Source organism: Roseateles sp. (assembly GCF_965229315.1).
Classification (GTDB): Bacteria; Pseudomonadota; Gammaproteobacteria; order Burkholderiales; family Burkholderiaceae_C; genus Pelomonas.
The window spans coordinates 174,551-198,334 of the sequence record NZ_CBDDJA010000002.1; the positions used below are offsets into that span (position 1 = coordinate 174,551).

Here is a 23,784-nt window from a genome sequence, read left to right on the forward strand (position 1 = left end):
GTGACAGCCTGCGGTTTTGCGGCCTTACCCGGGGCCGGCGCGCAGTGTGTCGCGGCCTGCGGCCATTTCGGGTGGCCCAGCTTTGGCCGCGCGTGAAAACGTTCACGTGGGCCCCCTCGCTCGGGGGCTTGTTACATCAGTGCGCGGCTGCTGCGGCGCGCAGGCGCAACACCTGCACGGTGTCCACCTCGCCGGCGCGATGGCCGAAGGACTGCCGCAGGTGGCTGGCCAGCGCGGCCAGATCGTCCGCGCCGAGCACGCCGGCAAACGGTGGCATGCCGTAGGGCCGCGGGTGCCCCGGCGTGGCGGGCGCATAGCCGCCGCGCTCGATGAGGCGGATCAGGTTGGCCGGACTGCCCTGCGTCACGAGGCGGCTGCCGGCGAGCGCCGGGTAAGCCAGTGCCCCGGACTCGTCACGCCGGCCCTCGCCGTCGGCGCCATGGCAGGACGCGCAGTGCTCGGCGTAGAGCTTGGCACCGCGCTCGACGCGGCGCGGGTCCGGCTCGGCGGCCTCGGGCCGCGCCGCGGCCTGCTCGGGCAGCGCGCGCAGGTAGGTGCTCATGGCCGCCAGGTCGGCATCGTCCAGGTGCGCCGTGCTGCCCAGGACGACCTCACCCATCGGGCCGAGCGCCGCGTGGCCGTCGACGTGGCCGTCGCGCAGCCAGCGCTGCAGCGTCGCGTCGGGCCAGCGCTGCACGCCGGCCTCGGCCGGGTCGTGCAGTGACGGCGCCACCCAGCCCAGGCCCGCGAGCAGCCCGCCGCGGAAGTCCGCCGCACCGGCGTCGCCGCCCAGTGTGTTGCGGCTGGCGTGGCAGGCGCTGCAATGCGCCAGGCCCTGGCTCAGGTAGGCGCCGCGGTTCCAGGTGACATCACGTGCGGGGTCGGGCTGGTAGGTGCCGGGGCTGAAGAACAGCGCGCGCCAGGCCGCGATGGCAAGCTGGCTGCCGTAGGGCCAGCGCAGCTCATGCGCGCGGCGCGGCGCGTTCACGGCCGGCTGCGCCTGCAGCCAGGCGTGCAGCGCGTCGGCGTCCTCGCGGGTGACGAGGGTGGTGTTCGTGACCGGGTGGGCGGGCAGCAGCAGCCGGCCGTCGCGGCTCTGGCCGAGGTGCAGCGCATGCCAGAAGTCCTCGGCGCTCCAGCCGGCCAGGCCGGTCGCGTCGGGCGTCAGGTTGGACGAGAACACGGTGCCGAACGGCGTCGGGATGGGCCGGCCGCCGGCCAGACGCTCGCCGCCGCGGGCCGTGTGGCAGCCGGCGCAGTTGCCCACGGCGGCCAGGTAGGCACCGCGCTGCAGGCTGACAGGGGCGGTGGACGGCGGCGTCGCATCCGGCAGATGGCGTTGCCAGGCCAGCAGCGCGAACGCGGCGCCGGTGCCCAGCAGGGCCAGCACGACGAGGACGGTCAGCAGCCGCTTCATGGCTGCAGGCCGCCGCAGCGCATCGGCGCCGGCGCGGGCAGTGCGGCGGCCGGGTGCGGATCGGCGGGCATGGCCTGGCCGGCCAGGAACTGCGTGATGGCGTTGATCTCGGGCTCGGTCAGCGTCTTGGCGACATGGGCCATGCAGTCGGGCGCGAGCGCGCGCCGCTGGCCGCTGCGCCAGGCGCCCATCTGGCCGTTCAGGTAGTCGCGCGACAGGCCCAGCAGGCCGGGCACGCCGGGCTGGGTGCCGGTCAGGCGTTCGCCGTGGCAGGCGGTGCAGGCGGGCAGGCGCCGTGCCGCGTCGCCGGTGCGGATCAGCGCCTGCGCCCGCGCCAGCTCGGGGGCCGCGAGCGTGGGCTTCTGCGGCGGTGGGTAGGGCAGGTCCAGCGATGCGAAATGGCCCGCCAGCTCGCGCAGGTAGGCGTCGGACAGCGGTGCGATCAGCTCGCTCATCAGCCCGTAGTCGCGCCGCCCGTCGCGGAAGTTCAGCAGCTGGTTGTAGAGGTAGCCCGCCGGCTTGCCCGCCAGGCGCGGGTAGTAGCCGTCCGGCGCGGCGCGGCCTTCCTTGCCATGGCAGCCGGTGCAGGCCAGGGCGCGTTGCGCGAGCGTGTCGGGCACCAGGCGAGGCGCCGTAGCGTCCGGCGCGGGCTGGGCGGCAGCGGTGAGGCAGAGCAGGGCGGCCAGCAGGCAGGCGAGACGGCGCATGCCCGCCATCTTGCCTGCATGGCCAGCGCCGCGTAAGGAGCAGATCAGCCCTGGCACGACCGTATCAGTTCACCCAGGCGCGCCACGGCGCGCGCCAGCGCGGGCGTCCAGGGCTGGCCGCTGTTCAGCCGCAGGCAGTGGCCGAACTCGCCACTGGCCGAAAACAGCGGCCCGGGCGCCAGGCTGATGCCTTCGGCCAGCGCGGCGCGGTGCAGCGCCAGGCTGTCGTGCCCGGCGGGCAACGCCACCCAGACGAAGTAGCCGCCCAGCGGCCGCGTGACGCGCGTGCCGGCCGGGAAGTGCTGCAGCACGGCGGCCCGCAGCGCGCGCTGCTGCTCGGCCAGCGCGCGGCGCAGGGCGCGCAGGTGGCGGTCGTAGTCGCCGCCGGCCAGGTAGTGCGCGACGGCGGCCTGCGCCGGCCAGGAGCCCGACAGGCTCTGGCTGAGCTTGGCGCGCAGCAGCGCCGGTGCGAAGCGGCCCGCCGCCACCCAGCCGACGCGGTAGCCCGGCGCCAGCGTCTTGGCGAACGAGCCGGCGTGCAGCACCTCGCCGCGCGTCGAGAAGGCCTTGGCCGGCAGCGGCGGCGCGCCGTCGTGCGGCAGTTCGGCGTAGACGTCGTCCTCGATCAGCGGGACACCGTGGCGCTCCAGCAGCGCCACCAGCGCGCGCTTCTTCTCGGGCGGCATCAGGCTGCCCAGCGGGTTCTGGAAGCTGGTCATCAGCCAGCAGGCCTTGGGCGCGTGGCGGGCGATGAGGGCGGCCATCGCGTCCAGGTCGGCGCCCTCGGCGGCATCGCCGGGCACCTCGACGGCGCGCAGCCCCAGCCGCTCCAGCGCCTGCAGCGCGGCGTAGAAGCCGGGCGATTCGATCAGCACCGCGTCGCCCGGGCGGGTCAGCAGCTGCAGCGACAGGTTCAGGCCTTCCAGCGCGCCGTCGGTCAGCACGATTTCGTCGGGCGACACGCTCAGGCCCTGGCGCAGGTAGCGCACGGCGATCTGGCGCCGCAATTCGGCATGGCCGCCCGGCAGGTGCTGCGTCAGCTCGGCGGGCTTCAGGCGCCGGTTGCCGGCCGCCAGCGCGCGGCGCAGCGCGTCCAGCGGCAGCAGCGTGGCACTGGGGAAGGCCGAGCCCAGGGGCGCGTGGATGTCGTGCTCGCCGGTGCCCAGCAGCTGGAACACCATCTCGCTGACCGCGACCGGCTGCGGCTCGCGCGGCGGCAGCACAGGTGGCGGGGGTGCCGAGGGAGCTACGAAGTAGCCGGAGCGCTGCGCCGCGCGCACCAGGCCGCGCGATTCCAGCAGGTGGTAGGCCTGGAAGACGGTGGCCGCGCTGCAGCCGCGGCTGGCCTGCGTCTGGCGCACGGAGGGCAGGCGCTCGCCCGGGCGCAGCGCGCCGCTGCGCACCAGCGCGGCGATGTCGTCGGCCAGCTGGCGGTACAGCGGGCGTTCGGGCGGCGCGGCGTCGCTCACCGCGCGCCGAAGATCGCCGTGCCGACGCGCACCATCGTGGAGCCAGCGGCGATGGCGGCTTCGAGGTCGGCGCTCATGCCCAGCGACAGCGTGTCCACGCCGAGGCCTGCCGCCTTCAGGTCGTTGAACAACGCCGCCATGGCCGCATGCTGGGCGGCGGCCTCGGGGCCGGGCTCGGGGATGGCCATCAGGCCGCGCAGCCTCAGGCGGGGCAGCGCGGCGACCTGGCGTGCCAGCGCCGACACGTCGCCGGGCAGCAAGCCGCTCTTGCTGGCCTCGCCGCTGATGTTGACCTGCAGGCAGATGTTGAGCGGCGCCAGCGCGGCCGGGCGCTGCTCGGACAGCCGCTCGGCGATCTTGAGCCGGTCCACCGACTGCACCCAGTCGAACGCTTCGGCCACCCCCCGCGTCTTGTTGGACTGCAGCGGGCCGATCAGGTGCCATTCGAGCTGGCTGCGGCAATCGTCCAGCTCGGCGATCTTGGCCAGGCCTTCCTGCACGTAGTTCTCGCCGAAGGCGCGGGCACCGGCGGCGAAGGCTTCCCGCACGGCGGAGCCGGGGAAAGTCTTGCTGACGACCAGCAGGCGGACCGCGTCAGGGACGCGGCCGGTTGCGGCACATGCCGCAGCAATGCGGTTATTGGTGGCTTGCAGGGAGTCTGGGATCGCCATAATCAGCCGAGCTACTTATTCGCACACCATGGACATCACTCAGCTGCTGGCATTTTCGGTCAAGAACAAGGCCTCGGACTTGCACCTCTCGGCCGGCCTGCCGCCGATGATCCGGGTGCATGGCGACGTGCGCCGCATCAATGTCGAGGCGCTGGACCACCGCGCGGTCCACGACATGGTGTACGACATCATGAACGACTCGCAGCGCAAGGTGTACGAGGAGACGCTGGAGGTCGACTTCTCGTTCGAGATCCAGGGCCTGGCGCGATTCCGCGTCAACGCCTTCAACCAGAACCGCGGCGCGGGCGCCGTGTTCCGGACCATCCCGAGCAAGATCCTCAGCCTGGAGCAGCTCAACGCGCCCAAGGTGTTCGCGGAACTGGCGCTGAAACCCCGCGGCATGGTGCTGGTGACCGGCCCGACCGGCTCCGGCAAGAGCACGACGCTGGCGGCCATGGTCAACCACCTCAACGAGAACGAGTACGGCCACATCCTGACCATCGAGGACCCGATCGAGTTCGTGCACGAGAGCAAGAAGAGCCTGATCAACCAGCGCGAGGTCGGCCCGCACACGCACTCGTTCGCCAACGCGCTGCGCTCGGCGCTGCGCGAGGACCCGGACTGCGTGCTGGTGGGCGAAATGCGCGACCTGGAAACCATCCGCCTGGCGCTGACCGCCGCCGAGACGGGCCACCTGGTCTTCGGCACGCTGCACACCTCGTCGGCCGCCAAGACGGTGGACCGCATCGTCGACGTGTTCCCGGCGGCCGAGAAGGAGATGGTGCGGGCGATGGTGTCGGAATCGCTGGTGGCCGTCATCTCGCAGAGCCTGTGCAAGTTGAAGGACGGCACCGGCCGCGTCGCGGCGCACGAGATCATGCTGGGCACCTCGGCCATCCGCAACCTGATCCGCGAGAACAAGGTCGCGCAGATGTATTCGTCCATCCAGACCGGCAACGGCCAGGGCATGCAGACGCTGGACCAGAACCTCACCGACCTGGTCCGCCGCAACATCATCTCGCCGGCGGAAGCCCGGTCCAAAGCCAAGTTCCCAGAGAATTTCCCAGGCTGAATGTGTGAGCCCCCGGCCCAGCGGGTACGCTGGGCCACCCCCCGAGGGGGTGCAATCCGATGCGCGCAAGGCGCCCATCGGATTGCATCGCGGGCCGGCTTGGGAGCGGCCCGGCGCTCGGCCCGAACAGCCCAGAATGCGGGTGACAAGGATCCAACTCATGGAACGCGATCAGGCCTCGAAATTCATCAACGACCTGCTGCGGCTGATGCTGTCGCGCAAGGGCTCCGACCTGTTCCTGACCGCCGAGTTCCCGCCGGCTATCAAGGTGGACGGCAAGCTGACCAAGGTGTCGCCCCAGCCGCTGACGGGCCAGCACACGCTGCAGCTGGCGCGGGCCATCATGAACGACAAGCAGGCGGCCGAGTTCGAGCGCACCAAGGAGTGCAATTTCGCGATCTCGCCGCACGGCGTCGGGCGCTTCCGCGTCAACGCCTTCATCCAGCAGGGCCAGGTGGGCCTGGTGCTGCGGACCATCCCGTCCACGCTGCCGACGATCACGTCGCTGGACCTGCCCGTCGTGCTGCGCGAGGTGGTGCAGCACAAGCGCGGCCTGGTCATCGTCGTCGGCGCGACCGGCTCGGGCAAGAGCACGTCGCTGGCCGCGATGATCGACGAGCGCAACGAGACGACCTACGGCCACATCGTGACCATCGAGGACCCGATCGAATTCGTGCACCCGCACAAGAACTGCATCGTCACGCAGCGCGAGCTGGGCCTGGACACCGACTCCTGGGAGGCCGCGCTGAAGAACTCGCTGCGCCAGGCGCCCGACGTCATCCTGATGGGCGAGCTGCGCGACCGCGAGACGATGGAGCATGCCGTCGCCTTCGCCGAGACCGGCCACCTGTGCATGGCCACGCTGCACGCCAACAGCGCCAACCAGGCGCTGGACCGCATCATCAACTTCTTCCCCGAAGACCGCCGCCAGCAACTGCTGATGGACTTGTCGCTGAACCTGCGCGCCCTCGTCAGCCAGCGCCTGCTGCCCCGGCGCGAGGGCAAGGGCCGCGTCGCGGCGGTCGAGATCCTGCTGAACTCGCCGCTGGTGTCCGACCTCATCTTCAAGGGCGAGATCACCGAGATCAAGGAGCTGATGAAGCGCTCGCGCGAGCTGGGCATGCAGACCTTCGACCAGGCGCTGTTCGACCTCTACGAAGCCGGCAAGGTCACGTACGAGGACGCGCTGCGCAACGCCGACTCCGTCAACGACCTGCGCCTGCAGATCAAGCTCAACAGCGAGCGCGCCCGCAGCGGCGATCTTTCCTCCGGCACCGAACACTTGACGATTGTTTGAGCATGAGCACACGCACCTACGACCCCGTTCCCTCCCGCCGCGTCGCCTTCCTGGGCCTGGGCGTCATGGGCCATCCGATGGCCGGCCACCTGGCGCGCGCCGGCCACCAGGTCACCGTCTACAACCGCACCACCGCCAAGGCCGAGGCCTGGGCCAAGGAGTACGGCGGCAGCGTCGCCGCCACGCCGGCCGAGGCCGTGCGCGATGCCGAGTTCGTGTTCTGCTGCGTCGGCAACGACGACGACCTGCGCTCGGTCGTGCTGGGCGAGTCGGGGGCCTTCCACGGCATGGTGCCGGGTGCGGTGTTCATCGATCACACGACGGCGTCGGCCGAGGTGGCGCGTGACCTGCATTCGGTGGCGAGCGTGCAGGGCCTGCACTTCATCGACGCGCCGGTCTCCGGCGGCCAGGCCGGTGCCGTCAACGGCGCGCTGACGGTGATGTGCGGCGGCGAATCCGCGCCGTTCGAAGCCGCCAGGCTGATCGCGCTGGCGTTCGCCAAGGCGGTCACGCTGCTCGGCGGCCCCGGGTCGGGCCAGCTCGCCAAGATGGTCAACCAGATCTGCATCGCCGGGGTCGTGCAAGGCCTGGCGGAGGCGGTTCGCTTCGGCCAGAACGCGGGCCTGGACATGGCGCAGGTGCTGGACGTCATCGGCAAGGGCGCCGCGCAGAGCTGGCAGATGGACAACCGCGGCAAGACCATGGTCGAAGGCAAGTTCGACTTCGGCTTCGCGGTGGACTGGATGCGCAAGGACCTGGGCCTGGTGCTGGACGAGGCGCGCCGCAACGGCTCGCGCCTGCCGGTGACGGCACTGGTGGACCAGTTCTATGCCGACGTGCAGGCGCAGGGCGGCAACCGCTGGGACACGTCCAGCCTCATCAAGCGGCTCTGATCCGTCAGGCGCGCCACCGGCGCGCGACGCTCAGGGCTTCTTGGGGACGGTGCGTGCGAGCTCGTCCTCGCTGATGATCTCGAACGCCCGCACGACCTTGACCACGCCGCTGATCTGACGTGCGATCTCGGTGGCGCGGGCCGCCTCGCGCTCGGTCACGCGGCCCATCAGGTAGACGTTGCCGCGCGTGACGACCACGTCGAACGCGCTGCTGATCAGGTCACGCGCGTCGATCAACTGCGCCTTGACCTTGCTCTGGATGACCACGTCGTTGGAGCGGCTCGACAGCGAGCTGGCGCCCATGACGGCGGCTTCGTTCATCACGCGCTGCACATTCTCGACACCGGCGACGACCTGCTCCAGCCGGGCCAGGTCGGCCTCGCTCGTCGCCTCGCCGGTGATCAGCGCGATGCGGTTGTAGCTGTTGACGTTGGCGTGGACCCGCTCGCCGAGCTGTTCGCGGATGCGGGCGCCGGCCTTGATCTCGATGGTCTGGTCTTCGAGTTGCGTGCCGGAGGTGCGGCGGTCGGTGGCGACGGACACGCCGCCGACCATGGCGCCGCCGATGATCAGCGGGGCACAGCCGCTGCCAAGCAGGCTGACGAGGGCGGCGGCGATCAGGGTGCGGTTCAGAGGCTTCATCGGGTTCCCAGGCAAAAAGGTTATTCGTCGCTGCCGAGCAGCTGCACGTCGACGGCGTCGACCAAGGCATGCAGCAGCACGCGCTGCGCCTCGACAACGCGCGGCTCGCGCGCGTGGCCGACACGGATCTGGATGTCGGTGTCCTGCAGCAGGCCGCGCCACTCGTCCGTGGCGCCGCCGGTCAGGGCGATGACGCTCATCTCCTGCGAATGCGCCGCGGCCAGGGCGTTCGACCAGGCGTCGCGCTGCTCGCGCAGCGGCTCGATCATGACGAGCACGTCGCCGGGGTGGCCGTGGGCTTGCAACAGCCGCGCCAGGTCAAGCCCGGCGGCGTCGCGCGCCTGGGCGGCCAGGCTCCAGGCCGCCAGGCCCGGGCGCTCCTGCTCGAAGCGGCCGGCCAGCCGGGCCGCGAGGTAGTCGGCGTCAAGCGCCGCCAGGCCGTGGGCCGCGCACAGGATGCGGTTGCCGCCGGTGATGGCGTCCACCACCATCTGGGCGGCCATGGCCAGAGGCCGGGCGAGTTGTTCGGCCGCCTGGTAGAGCAGGTCGGCGCTTTCGAAGAACTGTTGCTGGATGCGTTGTTCAATCATGCGGGGCGGATGATAGGGTCAACCCCGAGGTCACCCCGCATCGAAGGCGGCCTGCAACCAGGTCAGGTGGTCGCCGTCGATGGCGACGACGTCGAAGCGGCAGGGCGGCGGGCTGGCATGGCGCAGCAGGTAGTGCTGGGCGGCGTAGATCAGCCGCTGCTGCTTTTTCGCGGTCACGCTGGCGGCTGCGCCGCCGTGCGATGCGTCGGCGCGCGCACGCACTTCCACGAAGACCAGCGTGCCGTCGCGGTCCTGCAGGATCAGGTCCACCTCGCCGGCGCGGCGGCTGGGGCCGGCGGCGACTCGATAATTCCGCTCCAGAAGGCGCAGGCCCGCGCGCTGCAGGTGTGCCAGCGCCGCATCCTCGGCCGCGTCGCCCGACGTCTTGGTGGCCGGTCTTGAACGAGAGCCCCAGTTGAACATCGCTGTTTCCGATCAGTCCCTGCTGCGCCAGGCCGCTCAGGCCGCGGCCGGTGGCCAGCAGTATCCGGCCGCCACGCTCTACCTCGTCGCCACGCCCATCGGCAACCTGGCGGACCTGAGCCTGCGCGCCATCCACGCCCTGAGCGTGGCCGATGCACTGGCCTGCGAGGACACGCGCCAGGGCGCCCAGCTGCTGCGCCACCTGGGGCTGCACAAGCCGCTGGTCGCGCTGCACCAGCACAACGAGCGCGAGGCCAGCGCCGGCGTCGTCGCGCGACTGGCTGCGGGCGAGCGCGTGGCCTACGCGTCGGATGCCGGCACGCCCGCCATCTCGGACCCGGGCGCGGTGCTCGTGCAGGCGGTCGTGGCTGCGGGCTACCGCGTGCTGCCGCTGCCCGGCCCGAGCAGCGCCGTGGCGGCGCTCAGCGTGGCCGGCGACACGGCGGCTCAGGGTTTCGCGTTCGCGGGCTTTCTGCCCACGAAGACCGGCGAGCGCCGAACGGCCTTGCAGGCGCTGCTGGCCGTGGAGCGGCAGAGCCAGGTCGTGTTCGAGGCGCCGCACCGCATCGCCGAGCTGGCGGCGCTGCTGGCCGAGCTGGCGCCCGAGCGGCGTGTGACGGTCTGCCGCGAGCTGACCAAGCAGTTCGAGACCGTGCACACCGCCGAGGCCGCCACGCTGCCGGGCTGGTTCGCCGCCGATGCGCAGCGGTTGCGCGGCGAGTTCGTGCTGGTGCTGCACGCCCGCGCGCCGGTGGCCGCGAGTGCGGACAGCCTGCCCGAGGAAGCGCAGCGCGTGCTGGCGCTGCTGGTGGCGGAGCTGCCGGTGAAGCAGGCGGTGGCACTGGCCGCGCAGATCAGCGGCGAGTCGCGCAACCGCCTCTACGACGCGGCGCTGCAGCTCAAGCAGCAGCGCGACGGCGCCTGAGCGCCAGCACCGCCAGGCCCAGGCCCAGCATCGCCACAGTCGCGGGCTCCGGCACCGCGCCCACGGCCAGCAGGAAGATGCGTCCGTCGATGCCCACCGCGTACAGCGCGCCGTCGGCGCCTTCGCCGAAGCTCGTCAGCGTGTTGGCGCCGAAGGGCGAGGCGAATTCGGTGACGTTGGTGGCCACGCCGTTGACCTCCAGCAGGCTCCACATGCGGCCCGACACGAAGTCGCCGAACACATAGCGGCCGTCCAGCGCGGCATCCGGCCCGTGGTAGACGTAGCCGCCGATGATGGAGGCGCCCACGTCGTGGCCGTAGTCGAAGATCGGGTCGGTCAGGTTCAGCGGCATCGGATCGTTGATGCCCGGCGTGGCAATCGTGCCTTCGCGCACGCGCCAGCCGTAGTTGGCGCCCGCACCGGTGCCGAACTTGGCGAAGTTGATCTCCTCGCGTGCGCCCTGGCCCACGTCGCCGATCCACAGGTTGCCCGTCGTGCGGTCGAAGCTGTTGCGGTAGGGGTTGCGCAGGCCGTAGGCCCAGATCTCGTCGTTGCCGGCCACGCCCACGAAGGGGTTGCTGGTGGGCACGGTGTAGCCGCCCGCCGCGTTGGGCGTGATGCGCAGCAGCTTGCCGAGGTTGCTGTTCAGGTTCTGCGCGTTGTTGTCGGGGTCGTTGCCGCTGCCGCCGTCGCCCGTGGCGATGTACAGGTTGCCCGGGTCCTGCGCGTTGAAGCCTATCCAGCCACCCTTGTGGTTGTTGCGCCCGGCGGGCTGCGCGACGGTGATGATGGTGCGGCCGCTGGCCGGGTCCACCATGCCCGACGCGTTGACCGTGTAGCTGGCGACGACGGTGTTCAGCGTGGTCTTGTCGATGTAGTCCACGTAGAAGCGGCCGTTGGTCGAGAAGCCCGGGTCGAAGGCCAGGCCCAGCAGGCCGCGTTCGCCGCCGGTGTCCACCTGCGCCGACAGGTCGAACCAGGTCGATACCGTGCCGCCCTGCTGCATCTTGATGACGCCGCCCTTCTCGACAACGAACAGCCGGTCGTCTCCCGCCGTGGTCAGGAACACGGGCTGCGTGTAGCCCGCACCGATCTGCGTGAAGGCGGCTGCGGGGCCGGCGAGGGCGGCGAGGGCCAGGGTCGTCGAGGCGAGCAAGGCTTTCATGCAGGGTCTCCTTGGAGGTTTGCCCCATGCTCGCGGGCCGGCCCCTGCAGCCGCCACCCCTAGTTGCGCCTGACTTGTGAACGTATGTAAACGCCACGGTGGTGCGGCCTTGCCGCCAGCAGGGTCAGCGATTCGCCACCCCGCGGCGCGGCTTTCCTAGAATCGCCCCATGATCGCCGTCGAACCCACCCTGGCCCGCCTGGCCACCGCCCGCTCGCAACTGCTGGAGCCCTTTGGCCTGACCGAAGCGTCGCTGAGCCAGGCCTTGCGCCTCATCACCGAGCACCGGGTCGACGATGCGGACCTGTACTTCCAGACCACGCGTGCCGAGGGCTGGAGCCTGGAAGAGGGCATCGTCAAGAGCGGCTCCTTCAGCATCGACCAGGGCGTGGGCGTGCGCGCCGTGGCCGGCGAGAAGACGGCGTTCGCCTATTCCGACGACATCTCGCTGGCGTCGCTGCTGGACGCGGCCCGCACCGTGCGCACCATCGCCGCCGCCGGGCAGAGCCGCAAGGTGAAGGTCCCTTCGCAGGGCCGTGTGGCAGGCAGCCGCGAGTTGTACGGCGTCTCCGACCCCATCGCGAGTCTCGACAGCTCGGCCAAGGTCGCGCTGCTGGAGCGCGCCGAGAAGATGGCCCGCGCCAAGGACCCGCGCGTGGCGCAGGTGATGGCCGGTCTGGCGGCGGAGCACGAGGTGGTGCTGATCGCGCGTGCCGACGGCACCATCGCCGCCGACGTGCGCCCGCTGGTGCGCCTGTCCATCACGGTCATCGCTGAGAGCAACGGCCGCCGCGAGGTGGGTTCGGGCGGCGGTGGCGGGCGCTTCGGCCTGGCCTATTTCACCGACGAGATGATCGCCAGCTACGTGGACCATGCCGTCCACGCGGCGCTCACCAACCTCGACAGCCGCCCCGCGCCGGCCGGCGAGATGACGGTGGTCGTCGGCCCGGGCTGGCCCGGCGTGCTGCTGCACGAGGCGGTGGGCCACGGCCTGGAGGGGGACTTCAACCGCAAGGGCTCCAGCACCTTCGCCGGCCGCATCGGCCAGCGCGTGGCGGCCAAGGGCGTCACGGTGCTGGACGACGGCACGCTGCCCGACCGGCGCGGCTCGCTGAACGTCGACGACGAGGGCTGTGCCAGCCAGCGCAACGTGCTCATCGAGGACGGCATCCTGAAGGGCTACATCCAGGACGCGATGAACGCGCGCCTGATGAAGGTCGCTCCCACTGGCAACGGCCGCCGCGAGAGCTATGCCCACGTGCCGATGCCGCGCATGACCAACACCTACATGCTGGGCGGCAAGGACGACCCCAAGGAAATCGTCGCGTCCATCAAGAAGGGCTTGTACGCCACCAACTTCGGCGGCGGCCAGGTCGACATCACCAGCGGCAAGTTCGTGTTCTCGGCCAGCGAGGCTTACTGGGTCGAGAACGGCAAGATCCAGTACCCCGTCAAGGGCGCCACCATCATCGGCAACGGGCCGGACGCGCTGACGCGCGTCAGCATGATCGGCAACGACATGCAGCTCGACACCGGCGTGGGCGTCTGCGGCAAGGAAGGCCAGAGTGTGCCGGTGGGCGTGGGCCAGCCGACGCTGCGCATCGACGGCCTCACGGTGGGCGGCACGGCCTGACGTCGGCCGCGGCGGGTGTCGCGGTTCAGTCCTGCGTCAGGCGGCGACGCGTCAGCAGACCCACCGCAGCCAGGCCGGCGAGCAGCATCGCGGTGGTGCCCGGTTCCGGCACCGCGGCGACCTCGCCCAGCACGCGCATCTCGCCCAGGGCCGCCCAGTGGCTGCCGCTGACGACGCGGTACTCCACGTAGCGGGCCACCGGGCCGCTGCCGGCGGTCCACGTCCACGTGTTGTTCCTGAGCGCCGCGTCGGCGCTGTCGATCAGTGAGCCGCTGGCCGCGACATCCCAGCTGACGCCGTCCAGGCTGGTGCGGAACTCATAGTTGTTGAAATAGCCGGCGTAGGCGGGCCCGTTGTAGGTGAAGCGCAGCTCGGCGACCTCCAGCTGGTAGGTGCTGTCGAAATCCAGCCGCACCCATTGCGGCGCACCGGCGCCAGCCCAGGTGCCTGCGCTCCACGAATGGTTGCCGGTCAGGTCGTCATCCACACCGTCGATGACGTTGGCCGCCGCCCACGCGGTGCCCGGCGTGCAGTTGGCATTCAGGTAACAGGCATTGGCGCTGGCGACGACGCCGGGCAGGGCGGTCAGTTCGATGGCCTGGGCGTGGGTGGCGCAGGCCGCAGCGAGGGCCAGCGCGGCAGGCAGGGTGCGGAGCGAGAAGGTCTGGAGGGTCATATGGATGGGCTTGCGTGGTTGTCGCAGGCAACGCGGGCGGCGGTCCTGTCCCGGGTTTACGCAGGATGCGCAGCCCGCAAGGACCATCGCCCCCCGCGACCCAGGGGCGGGCGGCGAGGCCGCGTCGTCCGCCTACAGACGTCTCGGCTGCCGCCGACGCCGGCCCCGAGCGACGGCCGCTAACTTGTCGGCAGGTCGCACGCGCCTGCGTTCGTTGTCGGTCTGGCGTGCATCAACCAGGAACACCCCATGCGCATCCCTCCCTCGCTGCTCAAGGCCACGTTGATGGCGTCCGTCGCATTGGCGTCATTGGCGGCCTGCCGTCCGCAGGCACCGCCCACGCCGCCCGCGCCCAGCACGGAAGTGGGCACCCAGGTCACGCCCAGCACCGACCTGCGCGGCGCGTCCGACCATCCGGATGCACCGCCCGCGGTGGGCGCGATGACGGCCGGCCAGGCGGCGCAAGGCGCGAACGGGCGGCCCATGCAGCCGACGGGCGGCGACGGCATGGCGGCCAGCGCGCCGGCCTCGTCGGCATCGCGCTGAGTCAGCCCACGACCTTGACGCTCAGCAGCGGCAGCCCCGCGATCGAGCCTTCCATCAGGTCGCCCGGCACCACCGGGCCGACGTTTTCCGGCGTGCCGCTGTAGATGAGGTCGCCGGGCATCAGCTCGAAGGCTTGCGACAGCTGGGCGATCTGCTCGGCCACGCTCCAGATCATCTGGTTCAGATTGGCATCCTGCTTCACGGCACCGTTGACCTTCAGCGTGATCGTGCCCTGCGTGAAGTGGCCGACCTGGGCGACGCGGTGGAGGGGGCCGATGGGCGCGGAGCGGTCGAAGCTCTTGCCGATCTCCCAGGGTTTCTTCTGGTCGCCCATGCCGCGCTGCAGGTCGCGGCGCGTCATGTCCAGGCCCACCGCATAGCCGTAGACGAGGTCCAGCGCCCGCTCGACCGGGATGTTCCTGCCACCCTTGTGCAGCGCGGCGACCAGTTCCAGCTCGTAGTGGTAGTTCTTGGTCAGCGTGGGGTAGGGGTGGCTGGCCGTGGTGCCGGCCGCGACGAACTGCACCGCGTCGCTGGGCTTCTGGAAGAAGAAGGGCGGCTCGCGCGTCGGGTCCGAGCCCATCTCGCGGGCATGCGCCGCGTAGTTGCGGCCGATGCAGTAGATGCGCCGCACCGGGAAGACCTCGGGGCTGCCCTCGATGGGCACGACCGGCTGGGCGACGGTGAATGGGGAACTCGCCCCGGTGGTGGGCGCTGTAGAGGCGCAGCCGGCGGCGGCGAGGCCGGTGACGGCGGCACCCAGGGCGTGGCGTCTTTGCATGGGGTGTCTCCTGTGAATAGGTCTGCATTGACGGCCAAGCGTGCTCACCGGTCAAGCCGGGCTTGCCCGCTGCCGAAAGCTCGCGCCGGTGGCCGTGCTAGATTCCGTTCCCATGTTCAGCGCAGCTTATTTCGGCTTCTGGTTTTTCCCCCGCCCCGGCGGTGGAGAGTCCTGAGCGCGCGCGCTGAACCCAGACTCCCCAGAAACCGCCGGGCCTCCAAAGCCCGGCGGTTTTTTCATTCCCGAGGTGCAAACGATGAACGCCAAAGTCTCCTCCGTCGAACCTGAAGCCCAGCGCTGGTACTCCCAGGACGACAAGACCAGTGCCACCGATGACGAGCGCATCCTCGACATCACGCCGCTTCCGCCGCCGGAGCACCTGATCCGCTTCTTCCCCATCCGCGGCACGGCCATGGAGGGGCTCATCAGCCAGACGCGCCAGCGCATCCGCCGCATCATGAGCGGCGATGACGACCGGTTGCTGGTCGTCATCGGCCCCTGCTCCATCCACGACCCGGCCGCGGCGCTGGCGTACGCCCGCAAGCTGAAGGTGGAACGGGACAAGCATGCCGACACGCTGGAAATCGTCATGCGCGTGTACTTCGAGAAGCCGCGTACGACGGTGGGCTGGAAGGGCCTCATCAACGACCCGTATCTCGACGAGAGCTACCGCATCGACGAAGGCCTGCGCATCGCCCGCCAACTGCTGCTGGAGATCAACCGCCTGGGCGTGCCGGCCGGCAGCGAGTTCCTGGATGTCATCTCGCCGCAGTACATCGGCGACCTGATCGCCTGGGGCGCCATCGGCGCGCGCACGACGGAAAGCCAGGTGCACCGTGAGCTGGCCTCGGGCCTGTCGGCGCCCATCGGCTTCAAGAACGGCACCGACGGCAACATCAAGATCGCGACAGACGCCATCCAGGCGGCCGCCCGCGGCCACCACTTCCTGTCGGTGCACAAGAACGGCCAGGTCGCCATCGTCGAGACGCGCGGCAACGCCGACTGCCACGTCATCCTGCGCGGCGGCAAGGCGCCCAACTACGATGCCCAGAGCGTGGCCGAGGCCTGTGGCGACCTGGCCAAGGCCGGCCTGTCCGAGCGGCTGATGGTGGACTGCTCGCACGCCAACTCCAGCAAGCAGCACCTGCGCCAACTGGACGTGGCCCGCGACATCGCCGCGCAGATGCGCGAGGGCGGCAACAGCATCTTCGGCGTCATGGTGGAAAGCCACCTCAACGACGGCGCCCAGAAGTTCACGCCGGGCAAGGACGACCCCGCCGCGCTGGCCTATGGCAAGAGCATCACCGACGCCTGCCTGGGCTGGGACGACTCGCTGGCCGTGCTGGACGTGCTCGCCGACGCGGTCAAGGCGCGCCGCTGAGCCGGCTGGGCAGCGTCCTGGCGATCGGCCCGAAGCGCCAGTCGCGCCGGCCTGGCGTGGTGCCTGAAATAATCCGGCCTCTTGAAATCCCCACCACGCGGCCCGATATGGGCCGCGTTCCGTTTCCAGATTGCCAACCCGCCATGACCAAGCAAACCCACGCCTTCCAGGCCGAAGTCAAGCAGATCCTGCACCTCGTCACGCACTCGCTGTACTCCAACAAGGAAATCTTCCTGCGCGAGCTGGTCAGCAACGCCAGCGACGCCTGCGACAAGCTGCGTTTCGAGGCGCTGGACAACGCCGCGCTGTTTGAAGACAACCCCAACCTCGAAGTGCGCATCAGCTTCGACGAACAAGCCAAGACGCTGACCATCAGCGACAACGGCATCGGCATGAGTGCGGACGAGGCTGCCTCGCACCTGGGCACCATCGCCAAGAGCGGCACCCGCGAGTTCATGGCCAAGCTCGAAGGCGACCAGAAGAAGGACGCCCAGTTGATCGGCCAGTTCGGCGTGGGGTTCTACTCGGGCTTCATCGTCGCCGACCGCATCACCGTCGAGACGCGCCGCGCCGGGCTGCCCGCCGACCAGGGCGTGCGCTGGAGCAGCGAGGGCACCGGCGAGTACGAGCTGGAGACCATCACCAAGGCGGGCCGTGGCACGGACGTCATCCTGCATCTGCGCGAGGGTGAGGAGGAGTTCCTGAAGACCTGGCGCGTGAAGTCCACGGTAGCCAAGTACAGCGACCACATCTCCCTGCCCATCCTGATGAAGAAGGAGACCTGGGACGCGGAAGCCGCCAAGCAGGTCGTCACGGACGAGTGGGAGCCGGTCAACAAGGCCTCGGCGCTGTGGTCGCGCAGCAAGAGCGACATCACGCCCGAGCAGTACGAAGAGTTCTACAAGCAGATCAGCCACGACACCGAGGCGCCGCTGGCCTACACGCACAACCGCGTGGAAGGCCGCAGCGAGTACACGCAACTGCTCTACATCCCGAAGAAGGCGCCGTTCGACCTGTGGAACCGCGACAAGCGCGGCGGCGTGAAGCTGTACGTGAAGCGCGTCTTCATCATGGACGATGCCGAGGCGCTGATGCCGGTCTACCTGCGGTTTGTGAAGGGCGTCATCGACTCGGCCGACCTGCCGCTGAACGTCAGCCGCGAACTGCTGCAGGAAAGCCGCGACGTGCGCGCCATCCGCGAGGGCTCCACCAAGCGCGTGCTGGGCATGCTGGAGAGCCTGGCCAACAGCGAGGACGAAGCCGAGCGCGCCAAGTACGCGGCCTTCTGGACGGACTTCGGCCAGGTGCTCAAGGAAGGCATCGGCGAGGACCATGCCAACCAGGAGCGCCTGGCCAAGCTGTTCCGCTTCGCCTCCACGCAGGCCGACGAGAACGTCAGCCTGGCGGACTATGTGGGCCGCATGAAGGACGGCCAGGACGTCATCTACTACATCACCGCCGATTCGCTGGCCGCCGCCAAGCACAGCCCGCAGCTGGAGATCTTCCGCAAGAAGGGCATCGAGGTGCTGCTGCTGGTGGACCGCGTGGACGAGTGGATGCTGAGCCACCTCTACGAGTTCGAGGGCAAGACGCTGCAGTCCGTCGCCAAGGGCGCCGTCGACCTGGGCAAGCTGCAGGACGAGGACGAGAAGAAGAAGGCCGAGGAAACGGCCGAGAGCCTGAAGCCGCTGCTCGACAAGCTGAAAGAAGCGCTGAAGGACCGCGCCAAGGATGTGCGCGTGACGACCCGCCTCGTGGATTCGCCCGCCTGCATCGTCGTGGAAGAGGGCGACGTCAGCGGCCACCTGGCGCGCCTCTTGAAGCAGGCCGGCCAGAGCGCGCCCGAGAGCAAGCCGACGCTGGAAATCAACGCGGAGCATGCGCTGGTGAAGCGCCTGGACGGCAGCGCGCACTTCGACGACCTCGCCCAGGTGCTGTTCGACCAAGCTGTCTTGGCCGAAGGCGGCCATCTGGAAGATCCGGCGGCCTATGTGAAGCGCGTCAACGCGCTGCTGGCCGGTTGATGGCCTGACCCGGGGCTGGCGGCAGCCCCGGCGCCCGCAAGGCTGACTGGATAGTCAGCTTTACGTGGTTTTGTGACGGGAATGCGACAACTCCCGGCACCCCGGGCTTCCCCGAACTCAGGCTCGCGGCTACCCTCCTACGGGTTTTCACCGAGTCTCGAGTTCATGGTCCAGATTGAGTTCAGCGAGCCCGTTCCCGCCGTACCGGCAGCCATGGTCACCCGACGCCTGGTGTTGCGCCCGCCCAAGGACAGCGATCTGGACGTCCTGACGGCCTTGCATGCGGACCCGGCCGTGAACCGCTTCTGCGCCGCCGCCGTGCCCTATGGGCGAGCGGCCATCGAGGCGCAGCTGCAGGCCTGGATCGCCCACTGGCAGGCGCGCGGTTTCGGCCACTGGGCCATCGCCGAGCGTGAGCAGCCCGACACGCTGATCGGTTTCGGCGGCCTGATGCACCGCAGCGTGGCCGGCCATACGGGCCTTTATCTCTACTACCGCATCACGCCGCAGGCCTGGGGCCGCGGCCTGGCGTCCGAGATGGCCCAGTACGCGATGACGCAGGCGTTCGAACAGCGCCACGAGGGTGTTGTCGCCGCTGCCGTGCTGGCCAGCAACGCCCCCACGCGCAAGACGCTGGAAGGTCTGGGCATGCGCCTGATGGGCGCGCTGGCCGACGGCCCCGGCAGCGCGCCGGCACTGCTGTACGAGCTGACGGCGTCACGCTGGGCCGAGCTGCCTCGCGGCGCACCCGAAGCGGTCGCCTTCGCCGCCTGATCGACTGACGGGCTGATCAGCGGCAGCCCGTGAAGCGCCGCAGGCCGTCGAGGTCCAGCACCCGCAGGCCGCCGTACTCGATGCGGATCAGGCCGGCGCCGCTCAGGCCGTGCAGCGCCTGGTTGACCCGCTGGCGCGACAAGCCCACCAGATAGCCCAGCTCCTGCTGCGTGATGCGCAGCCAGCTGCCCACGCCCGGGTACAGCAGGGGGTGGAAGAGTGCGGCCAGGTTGCGCGCCACGCGCACGTCGGGGTCGTGGATGCGGTCCGTTTCGCGTGCCGCGATGAACTGCCCCAGCCGCGCGTTGAGCTGGTTGAGCACGAAGCGGTTGAACGCGATGCTGTCGTCCAGCAGTGCATGGAAGCCGTCGATGGGCAGCCCGGCCACGGTGCTGGGCCGCAGGGCCTGGATGTTGTAGAGGTAGCTCTCGCGCTTGAGCAGCGTGCCCTCGCCGAACCAGCCGCCCGGCGGGATGCCGGTGAACGTGACGGCCTGGCCGGTGGAGTCGTCGTTGTTCATCTTCAGCAGGCCGTCGACGACGCCGAACCAGAAGGTGGCTGGCCGGCCGATGCGGCACAGCCGCTCGCCGGGGCCTGCGTCGGCCACCGCCAGGGCGGCGATGGCGCGCTCGCGCTGGTTGCCGTCCAGCAGCGCCAGCCACGGGATGGCGTCCAGCTCGGCCGGCGTGGGCCGGCGCGCGCGCTGGCGCAGCGTCAACGGGAGGGCATCGGCCATGGGGGCGGGAAAGTCTGGGCCGTGGAGACCCGTAAATTGTCGTCGTACCGACAGATGGGCGTCAAAGTACTCACCAGAATCGGCGCCATACAGACGGTGGCTTCAGCCCCGCAACCGGAGACAGGCTTGACGACCTTCCCAGGGCTCTTGCTCGACCATGCCGCCCGCCGGCCCGACGCGCCCGCGTTGCGCGAGAAGGCCTATGGCGTGTGGCAGACGCTCAGCTGGGCGCAGCTCGCGGCACTCGTGCAGGAGCTGGCGTTGGGGCTGGCGGCGGCAGGGTTGCGGCGCGGCGAGCACCTGGTCGTCGTCGGCGAGAACCGGCCGCGGCTGTACGCGAGCATGCTGGCCGCGCAGTCGCTCGGCGCCGTGCCGGTGCCGCTGTACCAGGATGCCGTCGCCGCGGAGTTCGTCTTCCCGCTGAACAACGCCGAGATCGCATTCGCGGTCGTGGAGGACCAGGAGCAGATCGATAAGCTGCTGGAGCTGCGCGAGTCCTGCCCGCAGCTCAGGCGCATCTGGTTCGACGACCCGCGCGGCCTGCGCCACTACGACGAGCCGGGCCTGGCATCGCTGGACGACCTGGTCGCCCAGGGGCGGGCGCAGGCGGCGGAGCGGCTCGGGTTCTTCGCCGCCGAGGTCGCCGCCGGACGACCGGATGACGTGGCGGCGCTGTTCTTCACGTCGGGCACCACGGGCCATCCCAAGGGCGTCATCCACACGCATGCGTCGCTGATCGACCGCGCGCTGGCCGGCCAGCGCTTCGACCGGCTGACCGACCGCGAGGAGGTGCTGGCCTACCTGCCGCCCGCCTGGATAGGCCAGAACATCTTCAGCTTCGCGCAGTGGCTGGCGGTGGGCTATGTCGTCAACTGCCCGGAGTCGGCGTCGACCGTCAGCATCGACCTGAAGGAGATCGGCCCGACCTACTACTTCGCGCCGCCGCGCGTGTTCGAGGCGCTGCTGACGACGGTGATGATCCGCATGGAAGACGCCGCCCGCCCGAAGCGCTGGCTGTTCGAGCGCTGCATGGCGCTGGCCCGCCGCGTCGGCCCGCGCCGCATGGACCGGCAGCCCGTGGGCCTGCTGGACCGGTTGGCCTATGCGTTGGGCGACGTGTTGATCTACGGGCCGCTGCGCAACACGCTGGGCTTCTCGCGCGTGCGCGTCGCGTACACGGCGGGCGAGGCCATAGGCCCGGACCTGTTCAGCTTCTACCGCGCCATCGGCATCAACCTCAAGCAGCTCTACGGCTCGACCGAGACGGCCGTGTTCGTGTGCCTGCAGCCCGACCACGAGGCGCGCGCGGACACGGTGGGCGTGCCCATCGACGGCGTGGAGATCAAGCTGTCCGCCAGCGGCGAGCTGCTGGTGCGCTCGCCGGGGCTGCTCAAGGGCTATTACAAGAACGACGCCGCCACCCGCGAGGCGCTGGACGCTGACGGCTGGTTCCACACCGGCGACGCGGGCTTCCTGACGGCCGGCGGGCACCTGAAGATCATCGACCGCGCCAAGGACGTGGGCCGGCTTCATGTACCGGGGGGCGGACCCTTCGACGGCGCCATGTTCGCGCCCAAGTACGTCGAGAACAAGCTGAAGTTCTTCCCGCACATCAAGGAGGCGGTGTGCTTCGGCGATGGCCGCGAGAAGGTGTGTGCCTTCATCAACATCGACTTCGAGGCCGTGGGCAACTGGGCCGAACGGCGCAACCTGCCTTATGCCGGCTACACCGACCTGGCCCAGCGCGCCGAGGTCTACGAGTTAGTCCTGGACTGCGTGGAGAAGGTCAACGCCGACCTGGCCCAGGACGAGTTGCTGGCCGGCAGCCAGATCAGCCGCTTCCTGATCCTGCACAAGGAGCTGGACGCCGACGACGGCGAGCTGACGCGCACGCGCAAGGTCAGGCGTGGCGCGATCCAGGACAAATACGGCGTGCTGATCGCCGCGCTGTACGACGGCAAGGTGTCGCGATTCATCCAGACGCAGGTGAAGTTCGAGGACGGCCGCACGGCCCTGATCGCGGCGGACCTGCGCATCGTCGAAGCCAGGACGTTTCCTGCCGTGAAGGGCGCTGCGGCATGAAGACCATCGGCGATGTCGTCCTCGACGTGAAGAACATCTCGCTGGCCTTCGGCGGCGTCAAGGCGCTGACCGACATCAGCTTCGACGTGCGCGAGCACGAGGTGCGCGCCATCATCGGCCCCAACGGCGCGGGCAAGAGCTCGATGCTGAACTGCATCAATGGGGTCTACCAGCCGCAGCAAGGCGCCATCACACTGCGCGGCAAGACCTTCCGCGGCATGAGCCCGCGCCAGGTCGCCGAGATGGGCGTGGCCCGCACCTTCCAGAACCTGGCGCTGTTCAAGGGCATGAGCGTGCTGGACAACCTGATGACAGGCCGCAACCTGCGCATGCGTCGCGGCCTGTTCTGGCAGGCGCTGCACCTGGGCCCCGCGCGGCGCGAGGAAAGCGAGCAGCGCGAGTCGGTGGAGCGCATCATCGACTTCCTCGAAATCCAGGCCTGGCGCAAGACGCCCGTCGGCCGCCTGCCCTATGGCCTGCAAAAGCGCGTCGACCTCGGCCGCGCCCTGGCCATGGAGCCCAGCCTGCTGCTGCTGGACGAACCCATGGCCGGCATGAACGTGGAGGAGAAGCAGGACATGTGCCGCTTCATCCTGGACGTGAACGACGAGTTCGGCACCACCATCGTGCTGATCGAGCACGACATGGGCGTGGTGATGGACATCTCGGACCGCGTCGTCGTGCTGGACTACGGCAGGAAGATCGGCGATGGGGCGCCGGACGAGGTGCGTCGCAACGAGGACGTGATCAAGGCCTATCTCGGAGCGAGCCACTGATGGGACCGTTCCTGGAAACACTGATCGGCGGCCTGATGGCCGGCATGCTGTATTCGCTGATCGCGCTGGGCTTCGTGCTGATCTTCAAGGCCAGCGGTGTCTTCAACTTCGCGCAGGGCGCGATGGTGCTGTTCGCCGCGCTGGCGATGGCGCGTTTTGCCGAGTGGATTCCGAAATACACGGGCCTGGACGGCAAGATCGTCGTCAACCTGCTGGCCTTTGCCGGCGCGCTGGCGGTCATGGTGGTCGTGGCCTGGCTGGTCGAGCGGCTGGCGCTGTCCAAGCTCGTCAACCAGGAAGGCATCACGCTGCTGATGGCCACACTTGGCATCGCCTACCTGCTCGAAGGCGCGGGCCAGATGCTGTTCGGCAACGACATCTACAAGATCGACATCGGCCTGCCCAAGGACCCGATGTTCCTGTTCGAGCAGACCTTCGAGGGCGGCATCCTGGTCAGCAAGGAAGACCTCTACGCGGCGCTGATCGCGGCGGCGCTGGTGGCCGGCCTGAGCCTGTTCTTCCAGAAGACCGCCACCGGCCGCGCGCTGCGCGCCGTGGCCGACGAACACCAGGCCGCGCAGAGCATCGGCATCCCGCTGTCGCGCATCTGGGTCATCGTCTGGAGCGTGGCCGGCTTCGTCGCGCTGGTGGCCGGGATGATCTGGGGCAGCAAGCTGGGCGTGCAGTTCTCGCTGTCTCTGGTGGCGCTGAAGGCGCTGCCGGTGGTCATCCTCGGCGGGTTGACCAGCGTGCCTGGCGCCATCGTCGGTGGGCTGCTGATCGGTGTGGGGGAGAAGCTGTCGGAGGCCTACATCGGGCCTCACTTGGGTGGCGGCATCGAGTACTGGTTCGGCTACGTGCTGGTGCTTGTTGTGTTGCTGGTGCGGCCGCAGGGCTTGTTCGGCGAGAAGATCATCGATCGCGTATGACGCGATCGATACGACATTCGATGGAGGTTGGCTTGCGAAGCGAGACAAGCGAAGCGCACCGCAATCGGAGGGCGTCGTCTCGCGCTCGCGCGAGACGTGGATCGAAGACAGTTGTCGGCCTTGGGCCGGCAACTGGCAAAAGATCATTGATCGCGTCTGATGACCTTGCGGGACA

The 23,784-nt window shown here is 69.7% G+C and carries 23 protein-coding genes; 12 read left to right on the forward strand and 11 right to left on the reverse strand.

The annotated features are described in order from the left end of the window. Positions 1-136: 136 nt before the first annotated feature. Genes ACO07H_RS05520 through ACO07H_RS05535 form a run of 4 tightly spaced genes read right to left on the reverse strand, consistent with a single transcriptional unit; the run spans position 137 to position 4,267 of the window. The gene (locus ACO07H_RS05520; RefSeq protein WP_422011970.1) at positions 137-1,417 is read right to left on the reverse strand and encodes a c-type cytochrome; all 1,281 of its coding nucleotides are present in this window, start codon (positions 1,415-1,417) and stop codon (positions 137-139) included. After that, positions 1,414-2,124, reverse strand: coding sequence for a c-type cytochrome (locus ACO07H_RS05525; protein ID WP_422011972.1), 711 nt, complete (start codon positions 2,122-2,124; stop codon positions 1,414-1,416). Before ACO07H_RS05525 ends, ACO07H_RS05520 begins: the two co-directional genes overlap by 4 nt. 44 nt (positions 2,125-2,168) lie before the next feature. Next, positions 2,169-3,593, reverse strand: coding sequence for a PLP-dependent aminotransferase family protein (locus ACO07H_RS05530; RefSeq protein WP_422011974.1), 1,425 nt, complete (start codon positions 3,591-3,593; stop codon positions 2,169-2,171). Beyond that, positions 3,590-4,267: a YggS family pyridoxal phosphate-dependent enzyme gene (locus ACO07H_RS05535; RefSeq protein ID WP_422018593.1), complete on the reverse strand. Its 678-nt coding sequence runs from the start codon at positions 4,265-4,267 to the stop codon at positions 3,590-3,592. The genes ACO07H_RS05530 and ACO07H_RS05535 overlap by 4 nt, the downstream gene beginning before the upstream one ends. A 25-nt stretch (positions 4,268-4,292) precedes the next feature. On the opposite strand from ACO07H_RS05535, the gene ACO07H_RS05540 reads away from it, so the two are divergent. From ACO07H_RS05540 to ACO07H_RS05550, 3 genes are all read left to right on the forward strand, one after another. Further along, complete coding sequence (locus ACO07H_RS05540; RefSeq protein ID WP_422011976.1) at positions 4,293-5,336, forward strand: type IV pilus twitching motility protein PilT; 1,044 nt, start codon at positions 4,293-4,295, stop codon at positions 5,334-5,336. A gap of 160 nt (positions 5,337-5,496) precedes the next feature. Continuing rightward, complete coding sequence (locus tag ACO07H_RS05545; protein WP_422011978.1) at positions 5,497-6,633, forward strand: PilT/PilU family type 4a pilus ATPase; 1,137 nt, start codon at positions 5,497-5,499, stop codon at positions 6,631-6,633. 2 nt (positions 6,634-6,635) lie between these two features. Next, positions 6,636-7,526 (forward strand): NAD(P)-dependent oxidoreductase, encoded by an 891-nt coding sequence (locus ACO07H_RS05550; RefSeq protein ID WP_422011980.1) that lies wholly within the window; start codon positions 6,636-6,638, stop codon positions 7,524-7,526. Between the two features lie 30 nt (positions 7,527-7,556). On the opposite strand, the gene ACO07H_RS05555 is transcribed toward ACO07H_RS05550, so the two are convergent. Genes ACO07H_RS05555 through ACO07H_RS05565 form a run of 3 tightly spaced genes read right to left on the reverse strand, consistent with a single transcriptional unit; the run spans position 7,557 to position 9,181 of the window. After that, positions 7,557-8,168, reverse strand: coding sequence for a BON domain-containing protein (locus ACO07H_RS05555; RefSeq protein ID WP_422011982.1), 612 nt, complete (start codon positions 8,166-8,168; stop codon positions 7,557-7,559). A 20-nt stretch (positions 8,169-8,188) separates the two neighbouring features. Then, complete coding sequence (locus ACO07H_RS05560) at positions 8,189-8,758, reverse strand: SIS domain-containing protein (protein ID WP_422011984.1); 570 nt, start codon at positions 8,756-8,758, stop codon at positions 8,189-8,191. 30 nt (positions 8,759-8,788) lie between these two features. Next, entirely contained in the window at positions 8,789-9,181 is a 393-nt protein-coding gene (locus tag ACO07H_RS05565; protein ID WP_422011986.1) for a YraN family protein, read from the reverse strand. Between ACO07H_RS05565 and rsmI the strand changes: the two genes are divergently transcribed. Continuing rightward, positions 9,174-10,106 carry a 16S rRNA (cytidine(1402)-2'-O)-methyltransferase gene (rsmI, locus tag ACO07H_RS05570; protein WP_422011988.1) on the forward strand — a complete coding sequence of 311 codons (933 nt, stop codon included), beginning with the start codon at positions 9,174-9,176 and terminating at the stop codon, positions 10,104-10,106. The two genes, ACO07H_RS05565 and rsmI, sit on opposite strands and share 8 nt — an antisense overlap. Here the strand turns inward: rsmI and ACO07H_RS05575 are convergent. Then, positions 10,081-11,271, reverse strand: coding sequence for a PQQ-dependent sugar dehydrogenase (locus ACO07H_RS05575; RefSeq protein WP_422011990.1), 1,191 nt, complete (start codon positions 11,269-11,271; stop codon positions 10,081-10,083). The genes rsmI and ACO07H_RS05575 overlap by 26 nt on opposite strands. 169 nt (positions 11,272-11,440) lie before the next feature. Here ACO07H_RS05575 and tldD point away from each other — a divergent pair, with 169 nt between their 5' ends. Further along, on the forward strand, positions 11,441-12,904 hold the full coding sequence (gene tldD, locus ACO07H_RS05580; RefSeq protein ID WP_422011992.1) for a metalloprotease TldD: 1,464 nt from the start codon (positions 11,441-11,443) through the stop codon (positions 12,902-12,904). Between the two features lie 25 nt (positions 12,905-12,929). On the opposite strand, the gene ACO07H_RS05585 is transcribed toward tldD, so the two are convergent. Further along, the gene (locus ACO07H_RS05585; RefSeq protein WP_422011994.1) at positions 12,930-13,580 is read right to left on the reverse strand and encodes a discoidin domain-containing protein; all 651 of its coding nucleotides are present in this window, start codon (positions 13,578-13,580) and stop codon (positions 12,930-12,932) included. 249 nt (positions 13,581-13,829) lie between these two features. Between ACO07H_RS05585 and ACO07H_RS05590 the strand changes: the two genes are divergently transcribed. Next, positions 13,830-14,126, forward strand: coding sequence for a hypothetical protein (locus ACO07H_RS05590; RefSeq protein ID WP_422011996.1), 297 nt, complete (start codon positions 13,830-13,832; stop codon positions 14,124-14,126). A gap of 1 nt (position 14,127) precedes the next feature. Here the strand turns inward: ACO07H_RS05590 and ACO07H_RS05595 are convergent, their stop codons facing one another. Beyond that, a complete protein-coding gene (locus ACO07H_RS05595; protein ID WP_422011998.1) occupies positions 14,128-14,907 on the reverse strand; it encodes a fumarylacetoacetate hydrolase family protein in 780 nt (259 codons plus the stop codon). Between the two features lie 256 nt (positions 14,908-15,163). On the opposite strand from ACO07H_RS05595, the gene ACO07H_RS05600 reads away from it, so the two are divergent. From ACO07H_RS05600 to ACO07H_RS05610, 3 genes are all read left to right on the forward strand, one after another. Continuing rightward, entirely contained in the window at positions 15,164-16,288 is a 1,125-nt protein-coding gene (locus tag ACO07H_RS05600; protein WP_422012000.1) for a 3-deoxy-7-phosphoheptulonate synthase, read from the forward strand. 143 nt (positions 16,289-16,431) lie between these two features. Beyond that, positions 16,432-18,312 (forward strand): molecular chaperone HtpG, encoded by a 1,881-nt coding sequence (gene htpG / locus ACO07H_RS05605; protein WP_422012002.1) that lies wholly within the window; start codon positions 16,432-16,434, stop codon positions 18,310-18,312. 213 nt (positions 18,313-18,525) lie between these two features. Further along, complete coding sequence (locus ACO07H_RS05610) at positions 18,526-19,086, forward strand: GNAT family N-acetyltransferase (protein WP_422012004.1); 561 nt, start codon at positions 18,526-18,528, stop codon at positions 19,084-19,086. 16 nt (positions 19,087-19,102) lie between these two features. On the opposite strand, the gene ACO07H_RS05615 is transcribed toward ACO07H_RS05610, so the two are convergent. Beyond that, complete coding sequence (locus ACO07H_RS05615; RefSeq protein WP_422012006.1) at positions 19,103-19,822, reverse strand: Crp/Fnr family transcriptional regulator; 720 nt, start codon at positions 19,820-19,822, stop codon at positions 19,103-19,105. A gap of 54 nt (positions 19,823-19,876) precedes the next feature. Between ACO07H_RS05615 and ACO07H_RS05620 the strand changes: the two genes are divergently transcribed. Genes ACO07H_RS05620 through ACO07H_RS05630 form a run of 3 tightly spaced genes read left to right on the forward strand, consistent with a single transcriptional unit; the run spans position 19,877 to position 23,609 of the window. After that, the gene (locus ACO07H_RS05620) at positions 19,877-21,904 is read left to right on the forward strand and encodes an AMP-dependent synthetase/ligase (RefSeq protein ID WP_422018594.1); all 2,028 of its coding nucleotides are present in this window, start codon (positions 19,877-19,879) and stop codon (positions 21,902-21,904) included. Then, positions 21,901-22,680 (forward strand): ABC transporter ATP-binding protein, encoded by a 780-nt coding sequence (locus ACO07H_RS05625; protein WP_422012008.1) that lies wholly within the window; start codon positions 21,901-21,903, stop codon positions 22,678-22,680. Before ACO07H_RS05620 ends, ACO07H_RS05625 begins: the two co-directional genes overlap by 4 nt. Beyond that, the gene (locus ACO07H_RS05630; RefSeq protein WP_422012010.1) at positions 22,680-23,609 is read left to right on the forward strand and encodes a branched-chain amino acid ABC transporter permease; all 930 of its coding nucleotides are present in this window, start codon (positions 22,680-22,682) and stop codon (positions 23,607-23,609) included. The genes ACO07H_RS05625 and ACO07H_RS05630 overlap by 1 nt, the downstream gene beginning before the upstream one ends. Positions 23,610-23,784 lie beyond the last annotated feature (175 nt).

What these genes read in the sequence shown, in the direction of transcription:
- ACO07H_RS05520 (WP_422011970.1), bottom strand. Translation starts at nt 1,417, where the DNA reads ATGAAGCGGCTGCTGACCGTCCTCGTCGTGCTGGCCCTGCTGGGCACC.
- ACO07H_RS05525 (WP_422011972.1), bottom strand. Translation starts at nt 2,124, where the DNA reads ATGCGCCGTCTCGCCTGCCTGCTGGCCGCCCTGCTCTGCCTCACCGCT.
- ACO07H_RS05540 (WP_422011976.1), top strand. Translation starts at nt 4,293, where the DNA reads ATGGACATCACTCAGCTGCTGGCATTTTCGGTCAAGAACAAGGCCTCG.
- ACO07H_RS05545 (WP_422011978.1), top strand. Translation starts at nt 5,497, where the DNA reads ATGGAACGCGATCAGGCCTCGAAATTCATCAACGACCTGCTGCGGCTG.
- ACO07H_RS05550 (WP_422011980.1), top strand. Translation starts at nt 6,636, where the DNA reads ATGAGCACACGCACCTACGACCCCGTTCCCTCCCGCCGCGTCGCCTTC.
- ACO07H_RS05555 (WP_422011982.1), bottom strand. Translation starts at nt 8,168, where the DNA reads ATGAAGCCTCTGAACCGCACCCTGATCGCCGCCGCCCTCGTCAGCCTG.
- ACO07H_RS05560 (WP_422011984.1), bottom strand. Translation starts at nt 8,758, where the DNA reads ATGATTGAACAACGCATCCAGCAACAGTTCTTCGAAAGCGCCGACCTG.
- ACO07H_RS05565 (WP_422011986.1), bottom strand. Translation starts at nt 9,181, where the DNA reads ATGTTCAACTGGGGCTCTCGTTCAAGACCGGCCACCAAGACGTCGGGC.
- ACO07H_RS05575 (WP_422011990.1), bottom strand. Translation starts at nt 11,271, where the DNA reads ATGAAAGCCTTGCTCGCCTCGACGACCCTGGCCCTCGCCGCCCTCGCC.
- tldD (WP_422011992.1), top strand. Translation starts at nt 11,441, where the DNA reads ATGATCGCCGTCGAACCCACCCTGGCCCGCCTGGCCACCGCCCGCTCG.
- ACO07H_RS05585 (WP_422011994.1), bottom strand. Translation starts at nt 13,580, where the DNA reads ATGACCCTCCAGACCTTCTCGCTCCGCACCCTGCCTGCCGCGCTGGCC.
- ACO07H_RS05590 (WP_422011996.1), top strand. Translation starts at nt 13,830, where the DNA reads ATGCGCATCCCTCCCTCGCTGCTCAAGGCCACGTTGATGGCGTCCGTC.
- ACO07H_RS05595 (WP_422011998.1), bottom strand. Translation starts at nt 14,907, where the DNA reads ATGCAAAGACGCCACGCCCTGGGTGCCGCCGTCACCGGCCTCGCCGCC.
- ACO07H_RS05600 (WP_422012000.1), top strand. Translation starts at nt 15,164, where the DNA reads ATGAACGCCAAAGTCTCCTCCGTCGAACCTGAAGCCCAGCGCTGGTAC.
- htpG (WP_422012002.1), top strand. Translation starts at nt 16,432, where the DNA reads ATGACCAAGCAAACCCACGCCTTCCAGGCCGAAGTCAAGCAGATCCTG.
- ACO07H_RS05610 (WP_422012004.1), top strand. Translation starts at nt 18,526, where the DNA reads ATGGTCACCCGACGCCTGGTGTTGCGCCCGCCCAAGGACAGCGATCTG.
- ACO07H_RS05615 (WP_422012006.1), bottom strand. Translation starts at nt 19,822, where the DNA reads ATGGCCGATGCCCTCCCGTTGACGCTGCGCCAGCGCGCGCGCCGGCCC.
- ACO07H_RS05620 (WP_422018594.1), top strand. Translation starts at nt 19,877, where the DNA reads ATGGGCGTCAAAGTACTCACCAGAATCGGCGCCATACAGACGGTGGCT.
- ACO07H_RS05625 (WP_422012008.1), top strand. Translation starts at nt 21,901, where the DNA reads ATGAAGACCATCGGCGATGTCGTCCTCGACGTGAAGAACATCTCGCTG.
- ACO07H_RS05630 (WP_422012010.1), top strand. Translation starts at nt 22,680, where the DNA reads ATGGGACCGTTCCTGGAAACACTGATCGGCGGCCTGATGGCCGGCATG.